General features: G+C 68.5%; 9 protein-coding genes and 1 riboswitch. Of the genes, 4 read left to right on the top strand and 5 right to left on the bottom strand.

The annotated features are described in order from the left end of the window. Nucleotides 1-110: 110 nt before the first annotated feature. A complete protein-coding gene (locus tag V5F48_RS19660) occupies nt 111-1,331 on the bottom strand; it encodes an O-succinylhomoserine sulfhydrylase (protein WP_394260070.1) in 1,221 nt (406 codons plus the stop codon). Nucleotides 1,332-1,411: 80 nt separating this feature from the next. Further along, nucleotides 1,412-1,492, bottom strand: a riboswitch (SAM riboswitch). A gap of 75 nt (nt 1,493-1,567) precedes the next feature. Between V5F48_RS19660 and V5F48_RS19655 the strand changes: the two genes are divergently transcribed. Continuing rightward, nucleotides 1,568-2,695 (top strand): 2'-deoxycytidine 5'-triphosphate deaminase, encoded by a 1,128-nt coding sequence (locus V5F48_RS19655; RefSeq protein WP_394260069.1) that lies wholly within the window; start codon nt 1,568-1,570, stop codon nt 2,693-2,695. Between the two features lie 215 nt (nt 2,696-2,910). Here the strand turns inward: V5F48_RS19655 and V5F48_RS19650 are convergent, their stop codons facing one another. After that, nucleotides 2,911-5,184: an FUSC family protein gene (locus tag V5F48_RS19650; protein WP_394260068.1), complete on the bottom strand. Its 2,274-nt coding sequence runs from the start codon at nt 5,182-5,184 to the stop codon at nt 2,911-2,913. 189 nt (nt 5,185-5,373) lie between these two features. Between V5F48_RS19650 and zapE the strand changes: the two genes are divergently transcribed. Next, nucleotides 5,374-6,561, top strand: a complete 1,188-nt coding sequence (gene zapE, locus V5F48_RS19645) for a cell division protein ZapE (protein WP_394109687.1) — start codon at nt 5,374-5,376, stop codon at nt 6,559-6,561. Between the two features lie 403 nt (nt 6,562-6,964). Here the strand turns inward: zapE and V5F48_RS19640 are convergent, their stop codons facing one another. Both V5F48_RS19640 and gltB read right to left on the bottom strand, forming a co-directional pair. Further along, entirely contained in the window at nt 6,965-8,386 is a 1,422-nt protein-coding gene (locus V5F48_RS19640) for a glutamate synthase subunit beta (RefSeq protein WP_394260067.1), read from the bottom strand. A 306-nt stretch (nt 8,387-8,692) separates the two neighbouring features. Beyond that, nucleotides 8,693-13,396: a glutamate synthase large subunit gene (gltB, locus tag V5F48_RS19635; protein ID WP_394260066.1), complete on the bottom strand. Its 4,704-nt coding sequence runs from the start codon at nt 13,394-13,396 to the stop codon at nt 8,693-8,695. A 679-nt stretch (nt 13,397-14,075) separates the two neighbouring features. Here gltB and V5F48_RS19630 point away from each other — a divergent pair. Further along, nucleotides 14,076-14,864, top strand: a complete 789-nt coding sequence (locus V5F48_RS19630) for a hypothetical protein (protein ID WP_394260065.1) — start codon at nt 14,076-14,078, stop codon at nt 14,862-14,864. A gap of 66 nt (nt 14,865-14,930) precedes the next feature. Here the strand turns inward: V5F48_RS19630 and V5F48_RS19625 are convergent, their stop codons facing one another. Then, nucleotides 14,931-15,512, bottom strand: coding sequence for a YqaA family protein (locus V5F48_RS19625; RefSeq protein ID WP_394109691.1), 582 nt, complete (start codon nt 15,510-15,512; stop codon nt 14,931-14,933). A gap of 457 nt (nt 15,513-15,969) precedes the next feature. Here V5F48_RS19625 and V5F48_RS19620 point away from each other — a divergent pair, with 457 nt between their 5' ends. Then, nucleotides 15,970-16,095 carry a hypothetical protein gene (locus tag V5F48_RS19620; protein ID WP_269149852.1) on the top strand — a complete coding sequence of 42 codons (126 nt, stop codon included), beginning with the start codon at nt 15,970-15,972 and terminating at the stop codon, nt 16,093-16,095. The last annotated feature ends 19 nt before the right edge of the window (nt 16,096-16,114 follow it).

Genomic DNA, 16,114 nt, shown 5'->3' with positions numbered 1-16,114 from the left:
CCGCTCGAGCTCCCCTCACCGCGGGAGAAAATGCTCCCGCGGCCCACAGTGAACCCGCGTTGCGGTCCGGGTGCAACAGTCCGCGCCGTCGCGTGCCGGGAATAGAGCTTTTACAAGGCCCCAGCGGCGGCGGCGAGATCGGCGACGAGGTCGTCCGGGTGCTCAAGCCCCACGGAAAGCCGAAGCAGGCCGTCGGAAATCCCCATCTCGGCGCGGGCCTCCGGCGAGAATCGCTGGTGGGTGGTGGTGGCTGGATGAGTGATGAGGCTTTTGGCATCCCCCAGGTTGTTGGAGATGCGGATCAGCCCGAGCGCGTTGGCGAAGCGGAAGGCGCCCTCCTTGCCGCCCTCCACCACGAAGGTGACGAGGGTGCCGCCGCCCTTCATCTGCCGGCGGGCCAGCTCCGCCTGCGGATGGTCGGCGCGGCCGGGATAGATCACCGTCTCGATCCCGGGCAGGCCCGCCAGCGCATCGGCGATGCGGCCCGCGCTCGCTTGCATGCGCTCGATCCGGAGCGCCAGCGTCTCCAGGCCCTTCAGCATGATCCAGGCGTTGAAGGGGGAGATGGAGGGGCCGGTCTGGCGCAGGAAGGTCTGCAGGTGATCGGTCACGAACTGCTGGGAGGAGAGGATGACGCCGCCGAGGCAGCGGCCCTGGCCGTCCACATGCTTGGTGGTGGAATAGACCACGATGTCCGCGCCCAGCTCGAACGGATGCTGCAGCAGGGGCGTGGCGAACACATTGTCCACCACGAGGCGAGCGCCGGCCTTGTGGGCGATCTGCGCCACCGCCGCGATGTCGATCAGCTCCAGTGTGGGATTGGTGGGGCTCTCCAGGAAGAACACCTTGGTGCTGGGCTTGACCGCCGCCTGCCAGGCGCCAAGGTCCTTGCCATCCACCAGCGTGGTCTCGACGCCGAAGCGCGGCAGGAAGTCCTCCAGGATCCAGCGACACGAGCCGAACAGCGCGCGCGCCGCCACCACATGGTCGCCGGCGGAGAGCTGGCACAGCAGCGCCGCGTTCACCGCCGCCATGCCCGAGGCCGTCGCCCGCGCCGCCTCCGCCCCTTCCAGCAGCGCCATGCGCTCCTCGAACATGGCAGTGGTGGGGTTGGAATAGCGCGAATAGACGAAGCCCGGATCCTCACCCTTGAAGCGGGCCTCGCAGGATTCCGCATTGTCGTAGACGAAGCCCTGGGTCAGGAAGAGCGCCTCGGAGGTCTCGCCGTAGGGCGAGCGCGTGGTGCCGCCATGGACTAGGCGCGTCTCCGGGTGGAGTGTAAGGGGATCTTTCGGGACGAATTTGGGGGCTGGCTTTTGCGCCACGGACATGACGGTCTCCGGGGGAGGCCGAGGGGATCAGGCGCGGTTTGCCGCCGCGGTGGCCGGTGTGCGGCGCGCGCGGCTTGCCCGTCTGTTCGTCCCCGGCCTTTTAGCAAGGTTGTTTAACGTGGCTGCAAGCGGGCCGGCTCAAATTCACCACGAGTGAGCAGCAGTAAACGCCCGGCCTCCCCTTGGCGTCAAGGGCTTCGTCCGGTAAAGCGAACAAATGGGACGGGGAAGCGGATATGACGGTGCGAGCGACGGAGCATCAGAAGCCCGGCATCCTGCCCGCCGAGGCCATTTCGGCGCTGAAGGCGACGGGTGGCATCTCCTGCCGCCGGCCGCTCGACGTGGACCAGATCCAGCCGGCGAGCCTGGACCTGCGGCTCGGCCGCACGGCGTGGCGGGTGCGCGCGAGCTTCCTGCCGGGGGCGGGGGTCTCGGTGAAGGAGCGCCTCGCCGACCTCGCCCTGCACGATTTCGACCTGGCCAAGGGCGCCGTGCTGGAGACCGGCTGCGTCTATCTGGTGGAATTGTTCGAGCGCCTCAAGCTGCCCCTTGACCTTGCGGCGGCGGCAAACCCCAAAAGCTCCACCGGCCGGCTCGACGTGTTCGTGCGCGTCATCACCGACGGGGCGCGCGCCTTCGATACCATTCCGGCGGGCTATAACGGCCCGCTCTATCTGGAAATCTCCCCGCGCACCTTCCCCATCCTGGTGCGCACCGGCTCGCGCCTGTCGCAGGTGCGCTTCCGTCGCGGCGTCTCGCGGCTGTCGGACCTCGAACTCCTGAGCCTCCAGTCGGCCGAATGCCTGGTGGACGCCGCCCAGCCGGACGTGGCGGCGGGGGGCATCGCGCTGGGGGTCGATCTCGCCGGAGAGGTGATCGCCGGCCTGCAGGGCTTCCGCGCCAAGAAGCATACCGGCGTCATCGACGTGGACGAGGCCGGCGTGCTCGACGTGGAGGACTTCTGGGAGCCCATCCGGGTCCGTCCGGGCCGCACGGCGGGCCTGGTGCTGGACCCCGACGCCTTCTACATCCTCGCCTCGCGGGAGGCGGTGCACGTGCCGCCGGATTATGCGGCGGAGATGGTGCCGTTCGATCCCTTGGTGGGCGAGTTCCGGGTGCATTACGCCGGCTTCTTCGATCCCGGCTTCGGCAATCCGGCGGCCGGCGGGCGCGGCGCGCGGGCGGTGCTGGAGGTGCGCTCGCGGGAGGTGCCCTTTATTTTGGAGCACGGCCAGACGGTAGGCCGTCTCGTCTATGAGCGCATGGCGGGTCGCCCCGGCACCCTCTACGGCGCCGACATGCGCTCCCACTACCAGGGCCAGGGGCTGAAGCTTTCCAAGCATTTCAAGCCCGTGGGGAGTTGAGAGCCAGCGCGACCCCTCACCCGGCCCTCTCCCGCAAGGGGAGAGGGAGCAGGTCCCCGCAAGGGGAGAGGGAGTCATGCCGCTCAAGGGGGCCGGTTTCCTGGTGCCGCTCCCCTCTCCCCTTGCGGGAGAGGGGCCGGGGGTGAGGGGCCACACTGCGATGAGGGGACTGCACCCTGCGTTCCGCATGCCGTATTGCCGCATGGCGCGCGCCCTCACCGCTTGCCGATGGTCGCGGTGGCCGCCGCGCGGCCGGCGGCGATCATCTCCTCCTTGCGCCAGGGCACGGCGTCGTTCAGCGCCGCGTTGAGTTCGCGCAGGGGGCGCAGCACCGCGTCGGAATAGGCCAGATAGTCCGCCACCAGGGGCAGCAGCTCCATCACGGCGGGATCGTCCGCCATGCCCAGCACGGTGGAGACGGCGGCGTCCACCGCCGGGGTTGCGGCATCGGCGCTGCCGCTGCCCGCCTCACCCAGCACCACCTCGAAGCCGGTGAGGATGCGCGAGCGCGCGGCCTCCACCACGGCCACCACCTCCTCCCGCGCATCGGCGCCCATGGCGGATAGGCGCAGGGCCACGTCTTCCATGAGGGCGAGATAGGTGATGAGCACGTCGAGGGTGGAGACGATGTTGGCCGCGTCCCCCGCCGAATGGCCGAACACCTGCTCGGCGCCGAGATTGGGCAGGCGCGTGCCCATGGCCCGCACGTCCTGGGCGAGGGCGGAGACGCTCGCCTTCTCCCCCTTGTGGGGCCACCAGGAGGCGAAGGCGGCGCGTGACCGGCGCACCAGCGCCTTCACCTCCGGCCGCAGCTGCTCGGCCAGATACACCGGCAGCACCAGGTAGGACACCACCAGGGCGATGGCGGCGCCGATGGCGGTCTCGTAGATGCGCGCCAGCATGCCCTCGGTACCGAGCCCGGAAATGATGTGCAGCCCCAGCACCACGGACAGGCCCACGGCGGCGGACGCCACGTCGTAGCGGTCCTTCTGGGTGACGAGGGCGATCATCTGGGCCACCATGCACAAGGCGGCCATGATCCAGATATTGGGGCCGAGGCCCAGGAACAGGGCCATGCCCAGCACCACGCCGATGAGCGTGCCGACGGTGCGGTAGCGCACCCGCATATAGGTCTCGCCGACGCTGTTGCCGATGACGAACATGACGGTCATGGTCGCCCAATAGGCGTGGTCGAGATGCACCCCGAGGTCGAGGGCGGTGGTGACGGCGGTGGCGATGGCGCCCTGGCAGGCGACGCGCATGGGCGCGGACAGGGTGCGCCGGCCGTCCGGCGTCTTGACCAGAGCGGGGATGACGCGTGGCGCGGGTCGGTTGGCTCCGGTGTGATCGTCATGGGGCGGCGGGAAGGGCGCGGTCTCGGCGGCGGCGATGCCGGTGACCACGAGGGAGAGGCGGTCGAACGCGGTCAGCGCCCGCAGCAGCGCGAAGCGGGCGTCCGGCGGCAGCTCCGGCGCGAAGGCGATGTGGCGCAGGGATGCCACCGCGCGCTCGTAGCGCTCCTCCGCATGCACGTCGGAGACGTTCACCGCCTCCAGCCTCCGGGCGATGTGATCGGCGGCGGCGGCGAAGGGGTGGCGCCAGTCCGGCGCGTTCGGGGCCTTCTCGGGCACGCAGCTGGCGAGCAGTTCCACCGCCACCCGCAGCCGATAGAAGCGCACCCGCAAGCGCTCGAAGTCCGCCTGGGCGGCGGGGTCCTCGGCGATGGCCGAGGCGAGGGCATTCCAGATGCGCCCACGCAGATTCTCCAGCGCGTCGTTCGCCTCTTCCGGGAAATGCCGGCCATGGCGCACCGCCTCCGACAGCTCGCGCAGATAGGTCGCCACCTCGCGCTGCATATCCAGCGTGGTCTCGACGAAGGCGTTCACGGCGGAGGGCCGCCATGGGGAAAGCCGCACCGCCGCCGCCACCAGGGCGCCCTGGCAGAAGGCGGCCAGCAGCAGCGCCCCCTCGATCCGCGTTGGCATGAGGATGGTGCCGACCGTGGCGACCACGATGAGCGCGAGGCCGAGCCTCTGCCCCTCCATGCCGTAGCGCCGCAGCGCCAGCGCGAAGAAGGCGAGCGGGATGAGCAGCAGCTTCTGGACGATGTCGTTGCCCGGCCCCTCGCCGGGACCCACCAGCGTCACCGCCAGCAGGAAGGCAAAGCCGAGGCCGAACAGGCGCGCCATGGTGCGCGCCTCGGCGCCGACGCTCGCCGCCGGATTGAAGCTGATCATCACCAGCGCCGCGCAGCCGGCCATCATGGGAAAGGTGACATCCATGCCCAGCCGGAACGCGCTCGAGGTCGCGTAGCCCACCAGGATGACGATCACGAACGAAACGCCCAGATGGAACGCCCGGGTGAGATCGACCCCGCCAGGATCATGGTCGGCGAGCCACCCCTTCAGCCGGTCGAGCAGCGGCTTGCGGGGGCGCGGCGAGGGCCGGGGGGCGGGGGGCGACATGGCTTTGGACTGGGGCGGCGACATGGGGGCGGGTCCGGGGCGGCGCGACGTCTCGGGCATCGGTGGAGGAATTCATGCTTCGCCGGGCCTGTCCAGTGCGGCAAGAGCTGCGCCGGCATGCATTCAACTTTTCCCGCATCTGCTCTATAGCCAGCCCTGCCTTCGGCGAAGCATGGCGCCGAGACGTCCTTGCGGCGAACGGGAATGGGCTCAATGACAGCGGAAACGAAGGCGCGGGTGCGGGAGCTGTATGCGGCCAAGCTGGCCGTTGGCGATCTTTCGGACGATGCAGCACAGGCCATCGTGGTGCAGGAATTCGCCCGCCTGGAGCTGGATCTGCGCGAGCGCGCCATGGCGCAGAAATCCTCGGCGCTGGGCTGGCTGTTCCAGCGCCGCGCCCCGGTGCCGCCCAAGGGCATGTACGTCTACGGCAAGGTCGGCCGCGGCAAGACCATGCTCATGGATCTCTTCTTCGACGCCCTGCCGCCGCGGGCCAAAAGGCGGGCCCACTTCCACGAATTCATGGGCGACGTGCACGAGCGCATCTTCCGCGAGCGCCAGGCCCAGAAGCAGGGCGACCGCAAGGCCTCCGACCCCATCATCGCGGTGGCGGCGGGGCTGGCGGACGAGGCGAAGATCCTGTGCTTCGACGAATTCCACGTCACCGATATCGCCGACGCCATGATCCTCGGCCGGCTGTTCGAGAAGCTGTTCGCCGATGGCGTGGTGGTGGTGGCCACCTCCAACGTGGCGCCAAATGACCTGTATTCCGGCGGCCTCAACCGTGCGCTCTTCCTGCCGTTCATCGGCATGATCGAGGAGCGCATGCAGGTGATGACGCTGGATTCGCGCACCGACTACCGCATGGAAAAGCTGGAAGGGGTGTCCACCTGGCACACCCCCCTCGGACCGGAGGCGGATGCCGCGGTGACGAAGGCGTGGCTCCGGCTGGCCGGTCCCGGCGGCGGCGTGCCCGGCGAGGTCGTGCTGAAGGGCCGGCGTGTCGCGATCCCGGCCATGGCCCACGGCGCGGCGCGCTTCACCTTCGCCGACCTGTGCGAGGCGGCGCTGGGCCCCAACCCCGATTACCTGCGGCTGGCGCGCATGTTCCACACCCTCGTGCTGGAACACATCCCCATCCTGGGGCCGGACCAGCGCAACGAGGCCAAGCGCTTCATCTCGCTGATCGACACGCTTTATGATTCCAACGTGAAGCTCATCGCCTCGGCGGCGGCGGAGCCGGACGCGCTCTATCTCGGCACCGACGGGGCGGAGGCGTTCGAGTTCGCGCGCACGGTGTCGCGCATCCACGAGATGCGCTCGAGCGAATATCTGGCGAAGCCCCACGGCCGGCCGGATTCGGCCGCGTCCGGCGATACGACCGGCCTGGTGGAGACGTAGTGCCACCGGCCCGGGGAAGAGGGGGCCGGCTCAGGCACTGCGCCCCCTCCCAATCCTCCCCCGCAAGCGGGAGCTCTGCGAAAGGTCCTTGAGCGGTCGTCCTCCCCTCTCCCCTTGCGGGAGAGGGGTTGGGGGTGAGGGGTCGTCGGCGCCGAAAAACGCCTGTCTGTTCAGGATCGCAGCATACCCCTCACCCCGGCCCTCTCCCGCAAGGGGAGAGGGGGAAACGGCTCTTTGAACCGACCGAGGGGGTTTTCGCAGAGGCCTCGCTTGCGGGAGAGGGCTATCTGGCTGGCCGCCTTAGAGCGTTTTCCGTTCGCATTGGCTCACGGCAATCGCTCTAGATTGTTGTTTTGACGCATTTTCTTCACGCGAACCGGTATCCACTTCGCTCGAAAATGCTCTAGCGCGGCAGCGTGGTCGCGCCCATGAGGTCCTTGTCGATGGCGTGGGCGGCCTGGCGGCCTTCGCGGATGGCCCACACCACCAGCGATTGGCCGCGCCGCATGTCGCCCGCCGCGTACAGCTTGGGCACGGAGGTGGCGTAGGCGAGATCGTCCGCCGCCACGTTGCCGCGCTTGTCCAGGGTCGCGCCGGACTGCTCGATGAGGCCGGCATGGGCCGCATGGGCGAAGCCGATGGCGAGGAACACAAGGTCCGCGCGCAGCACGAATTCGGTGCCGGGGATGGGCTCGCGCTTCTGGTCCACGCGGGCGCACTTCACGCCGGTGACGCGGCCGTTGCGGCCCTCGATACCCAGCGTGGCGCAGGCGAACTCGCGCTCGGCGCCCTCGGCCTGGGAGGAGGAGGTGCGGAACTTGGTGGGCCAATAGGGCCACACCGCCAGCTTGTCCTCCTTCATGGGAGGCACGGCGCGGATGTCGAGCTGGGTGACGGACAGGGCGCCCTGGCGGAAAGCGGTGCCCACGCAGTCGGAGGCGGTGTCGCCGCCGCCCACCACCACCACATGCTTGCCGCCGGCAAGGATCGGGATCTCGTTGACCGGCTCGTCGCCCTCGCGGCGGTTGGACTGCACCAGATAGGGCATGGCGAAGTGCACGCCCTCCATCTCCTGGCCCGGCAGCTTGGGATCGCGCGGGGCTTCCGAGCCGCCGGCCAGAAGCACGGCGTCGTGGGTGTCGATCAGCTCCTGGAACGGCCGCACGATGCCGATGTTCTCGTTGTAGTGGAAGGTCACACCTTCCGCTTCCATCTGCTTCACGCGGCGGTCGATGTGGTGCTTCTCCATCTTGAAGTCGGGAATGCCGTAGCGCAGCAGGCCGCCGGCCTTGGGCTCGCGCTCATAGACATGCACGTCGTGGCCGGCGCGGGCGAGCTGCTGGGCGGCGGCGAGGCCCGCCGGGCCGGAGCCGACAACGGCGACGCTCTTGCCGGTCTTCACGGCGGCGGGCTCGGGCTTGATCCAGCCCTTCTTCCACGCCTTGTCGGCGATGGCCTGCTCCACCGTCTTGATGGTGACGGGCATGTCCTCAAGATTCAGGGTGCAGGCTTCCTCGCACGGAGCGGGGCAAACGCGGCCGGTGAACTCGGGGAAATTGTTGGTGGAATGGAGGTTGCGCGCCGCTTCCTCCCACTCGTCGCGATAGACGAGGTCGTTCCAGTCCGGAATCTGGTTGTGCACCGGGCAGCCGTTCGGCCCGTGGCAGAAGGGGATGCCGCAATCCATGCAGCGCGCCGCCTGGTTCGTCACCTCGGCGTCGGGCAACGGCAGCGTGAACTCGCGGAAATGGCGGATGCGGTCGGAGGCGGGCTGATACTTCTGCTCCCGCCGGTCGATCTCCAGAAAACCCGTGACCTTGCCCATCAGAACCCCTTAGGCGAACCTCGTTGAGGGAACCGCCGCGCGCACCGCATCGATCCGGGTGCCGCACCACGTGTCCAAATACAAGAATTGTTCCAGCTTGAGGACTCGGAATTCGCGCGCCCGATCCGCGCGCCCATCCAGGTCCGGCGTACCGGCTGAACGCCCTCGCCCGCTTGCGGGGGAGGGTGGGGAGGGGGCTGACCCTTTCCGTTGAGCGCCGGCATCCGGCGATGGGAGCCGCCGCCGCGGCGGCTCCCGACCCGCCCCCGCAAGCGCGAGCGGGCGAGAAAAGGCGGCTCCGGCGCGCTATTCCGCCGCCGCCAGGCCGCGCCGCTTCTCCATGTCGCGCAGGGCGCGGCGGTACTCCACCGGCATCACCTTGACGAACTTGGACCGGTACTCGGCCCAGTTGTCCAGGATCGCCTGCGCCCGCGCCGAGCCCGTATAATGCAGGTGCTTGGCGATGAGCTGGTGCAGGCGTTCCTCGTCGTGGCGGGACATGTCGCCCTGCACGTCGATGCGGCCCTTGAACTCCAGGTCGCCGCCGTGGTGGTGGAGGCGTTCGAGCAGGTCCTCTTCCTCCTCCACCGGCTCCAGGTCCACCATGGAGAGGTTGCAGCGCTTGGCGAAGCTCTTGTCCTCGTCCAGCACATAGGCGACGCCGCCGGACATGCCGGCCGCGAAGTTGCGCCCGGTCTGGCCGATCACCACCACGATGCCGCCGGTCATATATTCGCAGCCGTGGTCTCCGGTGCCTTCAACAACGGCGATTGCACCGGAATTGCGCACCGCGAAGCGCTCGCCGGCGATGCCGCGGAAGTAGCATTCGCCCTCGGTGGCGCCGTACATCACCGTGTTGCCGACGATGATGGAGTGTTCCGGCACGATGGCGGCATTGGCCGGCGGCCGGACGATGATGCGCCCGCCCGACAGGCCCTTGCCCACATAGTCGTTGGCCTCGCCGATCAGGTCGAAGGTGACGCCGGCGGCGAGGAAGGCCGCGAACGCCTGGCCCGCGGTGCCGGTCAGCTCCACGTGGATGGTATCGTCCGGCAGGCCCTGGCCGCCGTAGCGCTTGGCCACGGCGCCGGACAGCATGGCGCCGGCGGAACGGTCCACCGAGCGGATCGGCGTCTTGATCTCGACGCGCTCGCCCTTTTCCAGCGCCGGAGCGGCCTTGGCGATGAGGGTGCGGTCCAGCACCTTCTCGATGGGATGGTGCTGGCGCTCGGTGTGGCGGATGCCCACCTCGGGCGGCATGTTGGGCTTGGCGAAGATGCGCGAGAAGTCGAGGCCCTTCGCCTTCCAGTGGTTGATGGCCGCGTTCTGGTCGAGCACCTCGGAGCGGCCGACCATCTCTTCCATCTTGCGGAAGCCGAGGGTGGCCATGATCTCCCGCACTTCCTCGGCGACGAAGAAGAAGTAGTTGATCACGTGCTCGGGCGTGCCCTTGAAGCGCTTGCGCAGCACCGGGTCCTGGGTGGCCACGCCCACCGGGCAGGTGTTCAGGTGGCACTTGCGCATCATGATGCAACCCGCCGCGATGAGCGGGGCGGTGGAGAAGGCGAATTCGTCGGCGCCGAGCAGGGCGCCGATGATCACGTCGCGGCCGGTCCTGAGGCCGCCGTCCACCTGCAGCGCGACGCGCGAGCGCAGGCGGTTGGCCACCAGGGTCTGCTGGGTCTCGGCGAGGCCCATCTCCCACGGCGAGCCGGCATGCTTGATGGAGGTGAGCGGGGAGGCGCCGGTGCCACCCTCGAAGCCGGAGATGGTGATGTGGTCGGCGCGCGCCTTGGCGACGCCGGCCGCCACCGTGCCCACGCCCACCTCGGACACGAGCTTCACCGACACGTCCGCGTCGGGATTCACGTTCTTGAGGTCGTAGATGAGCTGGGCGAGGTCCTCGATGGAATAGATGTCGTGGTGCGGCGGCGGCGAGATGAGGCCGACGCCGGGGGTGGAGTGGCGCACCTTGGCGATCACCGCGTCCACCTTGTGGCCGGGCAACTGGCCGCCCTCGCCGGGCTTGGCGCCCTGGGCCACCTTGATCTGCATCACGTCGGAATTGACGAGATATTCCGCCGTCACGCCGAAGCGGCCGGAGGCCACCTGCTTGATGGCGGAGCGCATGCTGTCGCCGTTGGGCAGGGGCTTGAAGCGCTCGGGCTCCTCGCCGCCCTCGCCGGTGTTCGACTTGCCGCCGATCCGGTTCATGGCGATGGCAAGCGTGGTGTGCGCCTCGCGGGAGATGGAGCCGAACGACATGGCCCCGGTGACGAAGCGCTTCACGATATCGGCGGCGGGCTCCACCTCCGACAGGTCCACGGGCGCCTGGCCCAGCTCTTCCGCACCCTTGATGCGGAACAGGGAGCGCACCGTGAGCAGGCGGGAGTCGTGGTCGTTGATCATGGTGGAGAAGGCGCGGAACTTGTCCCGCGCATTGCCGCGCACGGCATGCTGCAGCTCGGCCACCGATTCCGGCGACCAGGCATGGTCCTCGCCGCGGATGCGGTAGGCATATTCGCCGCCCACGTCGAGCGCCATGCGGAACACCGGGGCGTCGGAGAAGGCGAGGGTGTGCCGGCGCTCGGTCTCCTCGGCGATCTCGGCGAGGCCCACGCCTTCGATGGTGGTGGCGGTGCCGAAGAAATACTGGTTCACCAGCTCGGAGGAGAGGCCCACCGCGTCGAAGATCTGCGCGCCGCAATAGGACTGGTAGGTGGAGATGCCCATCTTGGACATCACCTTCAGCAGCCCCTTGTCCACCGACTTGATGAAGCGCTTGACGATCTCCTTGTCGTCCACCTCTTCCGGAATCTCGTCCTTCATGGAGAGCAGGGTCTCGAAGGCGAGATAGGGGTTGATGGCCTCGGCGCCGTAGCCGGCGAGGCAGGCGAAATGGTGCACCTCGCGCGCCTCGCCCGTCTCCACCACGAGGCCCACGGAGGTGCGCAGGCCCTGGCGGATCAGGTGGTGGTGCACGGCGGCGGTGGCGAGCAGCGCCGGGATCGGGATGCGGTCCGGCCCGGTCATGCGGTCGGACAGGATGATGATGTTGTAGCCGCCGTGCACGGCAGCCTCGGCGCGCTCGCACAGGCGCTCGACCGCATCCGCCATGCCCGCGGCGCCCTTGTCGGAGCCGTAGGTGATGTCGAGGGTGCGGGTGTCGAACCGCTCTTCCATGAAGCCGATGGAGCGGATCTTCTCCAGGTCCTCATTGGTGAGGATGGGCTGGCGCACTTCCAGCCGCTTGCGGCGGGCGGTGCCTTCCAGGTCGAAGATGTTCGGCCGCGGCCCGATGAAGGAGACAAGGCTCATCACCAGCTCCTCGCGGATCGGGTCGATGGGCGGGTTGGTCACCTGGGCGAAGTTCTGCTGGAAGTAGGTGTAGAGCAGCTTCGACTTGTTGGAGAGCACCGAGATGGGCGTGTCCGTGCCCATGGAGCCCACCGCCTCCTGGCCGGTGATGGCCATGGGCGCCATGAGGAGCTTGAGGTCTTCCTGGGTGTAGCCGAACGCCTGCTGGCGATCGAGCAGGGCCACGTCGGTGCGCACCTCGCGCGCCTCCACGGGCCGCAGGTCCTCCAGCACCAGCTGGGTGTGCTTCAGCCACTCCTTGTAGGGATTGGCGCGGGCGAGCTGGGTCTTGATCTCCTCGTCGGGAACGAGGCGGCCTTCCACGAGGTCCACCAGCAGCATCTTGCCGGGCTGGAGGCGCCACTTGGTGACGATCTTTTCCTCGGGCAGGGTCAAGACGCCCATTTCGGAGGCGAGCACGATGGTGTCGTCGCTCGTCACCATGTAGCGGGCGGGGCGCAGGCCGTTGCGGTCGAGGGTTGCGACGATCTGGCGGCCGTCGGTGGCGACGATGGCGGCCGGGCCGTCCCACGGCTCCATGAGGGCGGCGTGGTACTCGTAGAAGGCGCGGCGCTCCTCGTCCATAAGCGGATTGCCGGCCCAGGCCTCGGGCACCAGCATCATGGCCGCGTGGGGCAGCGAATAACCGCCCTGGGTCAGGAATTCGAGCGCGTTGTCGAAGCAGGCGGTGTCCGACTGGCCTTCATAGGAAATGGGCCACAGCTTGGAGATGTCGGCGCCGAACAGCTCGGTGTCCACCGAGGCCTGCCGCGCCGCCATCCAGTTGACGTTGCCGCGCAGGGTGTTGATCTCGCCGTTGTGGGCCACCATCCGGTAGGGGTGGGCCAGTGGCCAGGCCGGGAAGGTGTTGGTGGAGAAGCGCTGGTGCACGAGGGCGAGCGCGCTCTCGAAGTCCGGGTCGTGCAGGTCGGCGTAATAGGCGCCCAGCTGGTCGGCCAGGAACATGCCCTTGTAGACCAGGGTGCGGCAGGACAGCGACACCGGGTAATAGCCGGCGGTGCGCGGGTCCCGGGCGCCGTAGACGGTGTTGGAGATCACCTTGCGCAGCACGAACAGGCGGCGTTCGAAGCCGTCCTCGTCGCCGGCGAACTCGCCGCGGCCGATGAAGACCTGGGCGTGCTTGGGCTCCGTGGGCAGCACGCTCCAGCCGAGGGAGGAATTGTCGGTGGGCACGTCGCGCCAGCCGAGGATGACCAGGCCTTCCTCGGCCACCGCCCGCTCATAGGTGGCGCGCACGATCTGCTCGCCCTCGGGATCGCGGGGTAGGAAGATGTGGCCGACCGCATAGAGGCCGGGCTCCGGCAGGGTGAAGCCGAGCCGGGCTGCTTCCTTCAGGAAGAACTTGTGCGGGATCTGCACCAGCATGCCCGCGCCGTCGCCGGCCCGCGGGTCGGCGCCCACGGCGCCGCGATGCTCCAGGTTGAGCAGGATGTTGATGCCGTCCTGGACGATGCGGTGGGACTTGCGGCCCTTGATGTCGGCGATGAAGCCGACGCCGCACGCATCCTTCTCATGGGCAGGGTCGAACAGGCCGAAGGGCTCCGGACGGCCGACGATCGACGTGTCTTTCACGGCGGCGGCCGTCCGAGCCACGCTTCCGTTCAAGCCATCCGTGCGATTCGTCGCTGCCATCTTGTCGTTCCTTCTCTGCTGCCGGCCGGGCAGATGCGCCCCGCCGTCCTTTCCCAACTCTTGCCCCAACTCTCGTCCCAACTCTTGCCCTTGCGTCGCCGATCCGGGTTGCCCTTCGGATCGGGTCGGCGAAATCCCCATCGGGCGGGGCCTGCCCGCTGATGTCCACGGCTACGCTGCAACTTTTGCACCACTGCGGCGTCGCACAAAAGGGCCCACGTTCCGACGAACGCGAGCTTGAGACGTCATGAGCCATCAACACGGGAGATAGGGAAGCATGGTTTCCCTATCTCGTCGAACATGCCAGAAAAGCGGCACGCCCACAAGCGCCTCAATGGCGCAAAAGCAGCCGGATCGGAGAAAAATTGCGCCCGGTCGCCTCAGAACGAAAGAACGGTACGGTGGGTGGCGCCGCGACGCAACGGAGTTTCAGAATGCCCGTCTGTGGCCGTCGCCGTGCCTCCCCAGATGCGTCCAACACCTGCCGCATTGGGCGCCTTAAGGTATGCGGGATTGGTTCCCCGGACCGGGTTCGGCCAGGGGGCTGCCTTTCGGGCTTCCCCGTGCCGGCTGGCGCGTCGGGGATACATGAGGATCAAGAATGGAGAGGTGCGCCATGCCGCGAACCCTCAAAGGTTCCCTGCGCTTCGGGGTTGGTGCCTTAATTTTGGGCGCCGCGATGATGCCCGCTGCCCCCACGGCGGCACAGGTGCTGCTCTACGAGAGTCCTTATGGATATGCGCGACCCTACGGGCCGCCGCCCCGCGGCTATCCGGCGCCTGCGCCGCCACCGCGCGGCTATGGCATGCTGCCGCCGGGAGAGGTGCGCGCCATCGTCGTCGGAATGGGTTACCGGCAGGTGTCGCGGCCGCGTCTGGCCGGGCGGACTTATGTGGTGACCGGCGTGGATGAGGACGGCCCGGCAGTCTTGCGGCTCGATGCCTTCACCGGTCGGGTGGTGAGCGCCCGCAGCGTCTATGGCGGGCCGACCATCGCCGTGCCGACGCCCCCCGGGCCTGCGCCCCGTCGCACCCCGCCGCCGCCGCGTGCGCCAGTTCCGACCGCGCCGCCGGTGGCTGCGGCGCCATCGTCGCCGGTCAGGCCCCTGCCGCCCTCGCGTCCTCCCGAGCCGGCGGTCGCCGCGGTGACGCCCGCGCCCACCGCGCCCCAGGCGGCGCCCACCGCGCCCCAGGCCGCGCCCACCGGCCCCCAGGCCGCTCCGGCACCGGATGCGGCCAATACCGCTTCGCCGCACTCACCCCCGGCGCAAGCCGCGGTTTCGCCAGCCGCGCCACAAGCCGCGCCGGCCGATCCCGGCGCAACCTCCGCGAATCCGGAGGCGGGCCGATCCGCGGCGCAATCGGCGCCGGCGGCACCACAGCGGCGCAAGGCGGGAGCGGGTACCGCAACCACCGACACGGCCACCGCGGGTTCTGCGTCTGTGCTGTCGCGCCCGAAGGCGCAGTAACGAAAACGGCCGGTGAGCAAGGCTCACCGGCCGTTGTTCTTCGGCCGGATCCAGCCGAAGCATGCCTCAGGCGAAATAGGCCGCCGCCACGAGGCCGATCACCAGAACGGCAAGGAAGCCGAGGGTGACGAGGCCGAGCCGCTTCTCGATGAACTCCCGCGCCGACGCCCCGAAATGGTGCAGGATTGCCGCGAGGATGAAGAAGCGCGCGCCGCGGGTGATGATCGAGAGCAGCACGAACCAGAACAGATTGTAGTCGGCGAAGCCCGAGGTGATGGTCACCAGCTTGAAGGGGATCGGCGTCAGCCCCTTCAGCAGGATCACCCAGTGGCCGTAATGGGCGTAGGCGGCGCGGAACTGGTCCACCTTCGAGCCGTAGCCATACAGGTCGATCAGGAACTTGCCGACGCTGTCATACAGCAGCGCGCCGATGGCATAGCCCACCAGGCCCCCGAGCACCGACGCCACCGTGGCGATGAGCGCGTAGCGCCAGGCGCGGTCGGGGCGCGCCAGGGTCATGGGCACCTGCAGCACGTCCGGTGGCACCGGGAAGACGGAGCTTTCCAAAAATGCAACCAAAGCGAGCGCCCAGGGCGCCGACGGCTTCGCGGAATAGGCGATGACCCAGTCGTAGAGCTTGCGGAGCATGGGCGCCTTGTGCAGTGCAGTATAAAAGGTCTCTCGGCTTAGAGCGTCCCACCGGTCGAGTAAAGCGCCGGGAGCGTGTGAAGGCCCCCCGCGACACCGTGCCGTTGCCCCTTCGTGACACGTAAATCATTGCTTTACCGTGATCTCTACGCAAAGTCCGGCTGTGACCGGCCGGACACAGACAGGGCGTTCCGTGCGGTGTAAGACCACAGGCGCTGAAACCTGAGTCGCGCGGGGCGAGCCCCGGTTTCGGTGCCGATCGGCATGGTGCTGTGGTCCGGGAGATGTCTCCGGGAGATATCCTGGAACGCACGCGGGACCAGCCGGTTCAGGCTTTATGAACCGCTGCTGACTTAAGCGTTCAGCTCTTGTGCGGCGCATGGCGATTAGAAGCGTGCGACGTCGGGGCGAGGCACAATTCGGCTCGGTCTGGCCGCGACCAAGTTGAGGGATGAGGATGTTCAAGCGAATCGCCGTGTTTGCCGCTCTTGTGCTGGGCTACGTCCTGACGGGAATGGCGCTGAACGCCAGCCAGCCGAATCCGGGGACGCCCCTCGCCGCGCCGATGACGGAGAGCGAGTGATCGTGTCCGACGCGCCGGC

The sequence above is a fragment of the Xanthobacter autotrophicus ATCC 700552 genome (assembly GCF_043194565.1).
In the GTDB taxonomy this organism is placed as follows: Bacteria; Pseudomonadota; Alphaproteobacteria; order Rhizobiales; family Xanthobacteraceae; genus Xanthobacter; species Xanthobacter autotrophicus_F.
Note: the sequence above shows the minus strand (reverse complement) of the source record. Positions and strands in the feature narration are given on the sequence as shown.

Coding starts and splice junctions, on each gene's coding strand:
- V5F48_RS19640 (WP_394260067.1), bottom strand. CDS start 8,386: ATGGGCAAGGTCACGGGTTTTCTGGAGATCGACCGGCGGGAGCAGAAG.
- V5F48_RS19650 (WP_394260068.1), bottom strand. CDS start 5,184: ATGTCGCCGCCCCAGTCCAAAGCCATGTCGCCCCCCGCCCCCCGGCCC.
- V5F48_RS19625 (WP_394109691.1), bottom strand. CDS start 15,512: ATGCTCCGCAAGCTCTACGACTGGGTCATCGCCTATTCCGCGAAGCCG.
- V5F48_RS19660 (WP_394260070.1), bottom strand. CDS start 1,331: ATGTCCGTGGCGCAAAAGCCAGCCCCCAAATTCGTCCCGAAAGATCCC.
- V5F48_RS19630 (WP_394260065.1), top strand. CDS start 14,076: ATGATGCCCGCTGCCCCCACGGCGGCACAGGTGCTGCTCTACGAGAGT.
- gltB (WP_394260066.1), bottom strand. CDS start 13,396: ATGGCAGCGACGAATCGCACGGATGGCTTGAACGGAAGCGTGGCTCGG.
- V5F48_RS19655 (WP_394260069.1), top strand. CDS start 1,568: ATGACGGTGCGAGCGACGGAGCATCAGAAGCCCGGCATCCTGCCCGCC.
- zapE (WP_394109687.1), top strand. CDS start 5,374: ATGACAGCGGAAACGAAGGCGCGGGTGCGGGAGCTGTATGCGGCCAAG.
- V5F48_RS19620 (WP_269149852.1), top strand. CDS start 15,970: ATGTTCAAGCGAATCGCCGTGTTTGCCGCTCTTGTGCTGGGCTACGTC.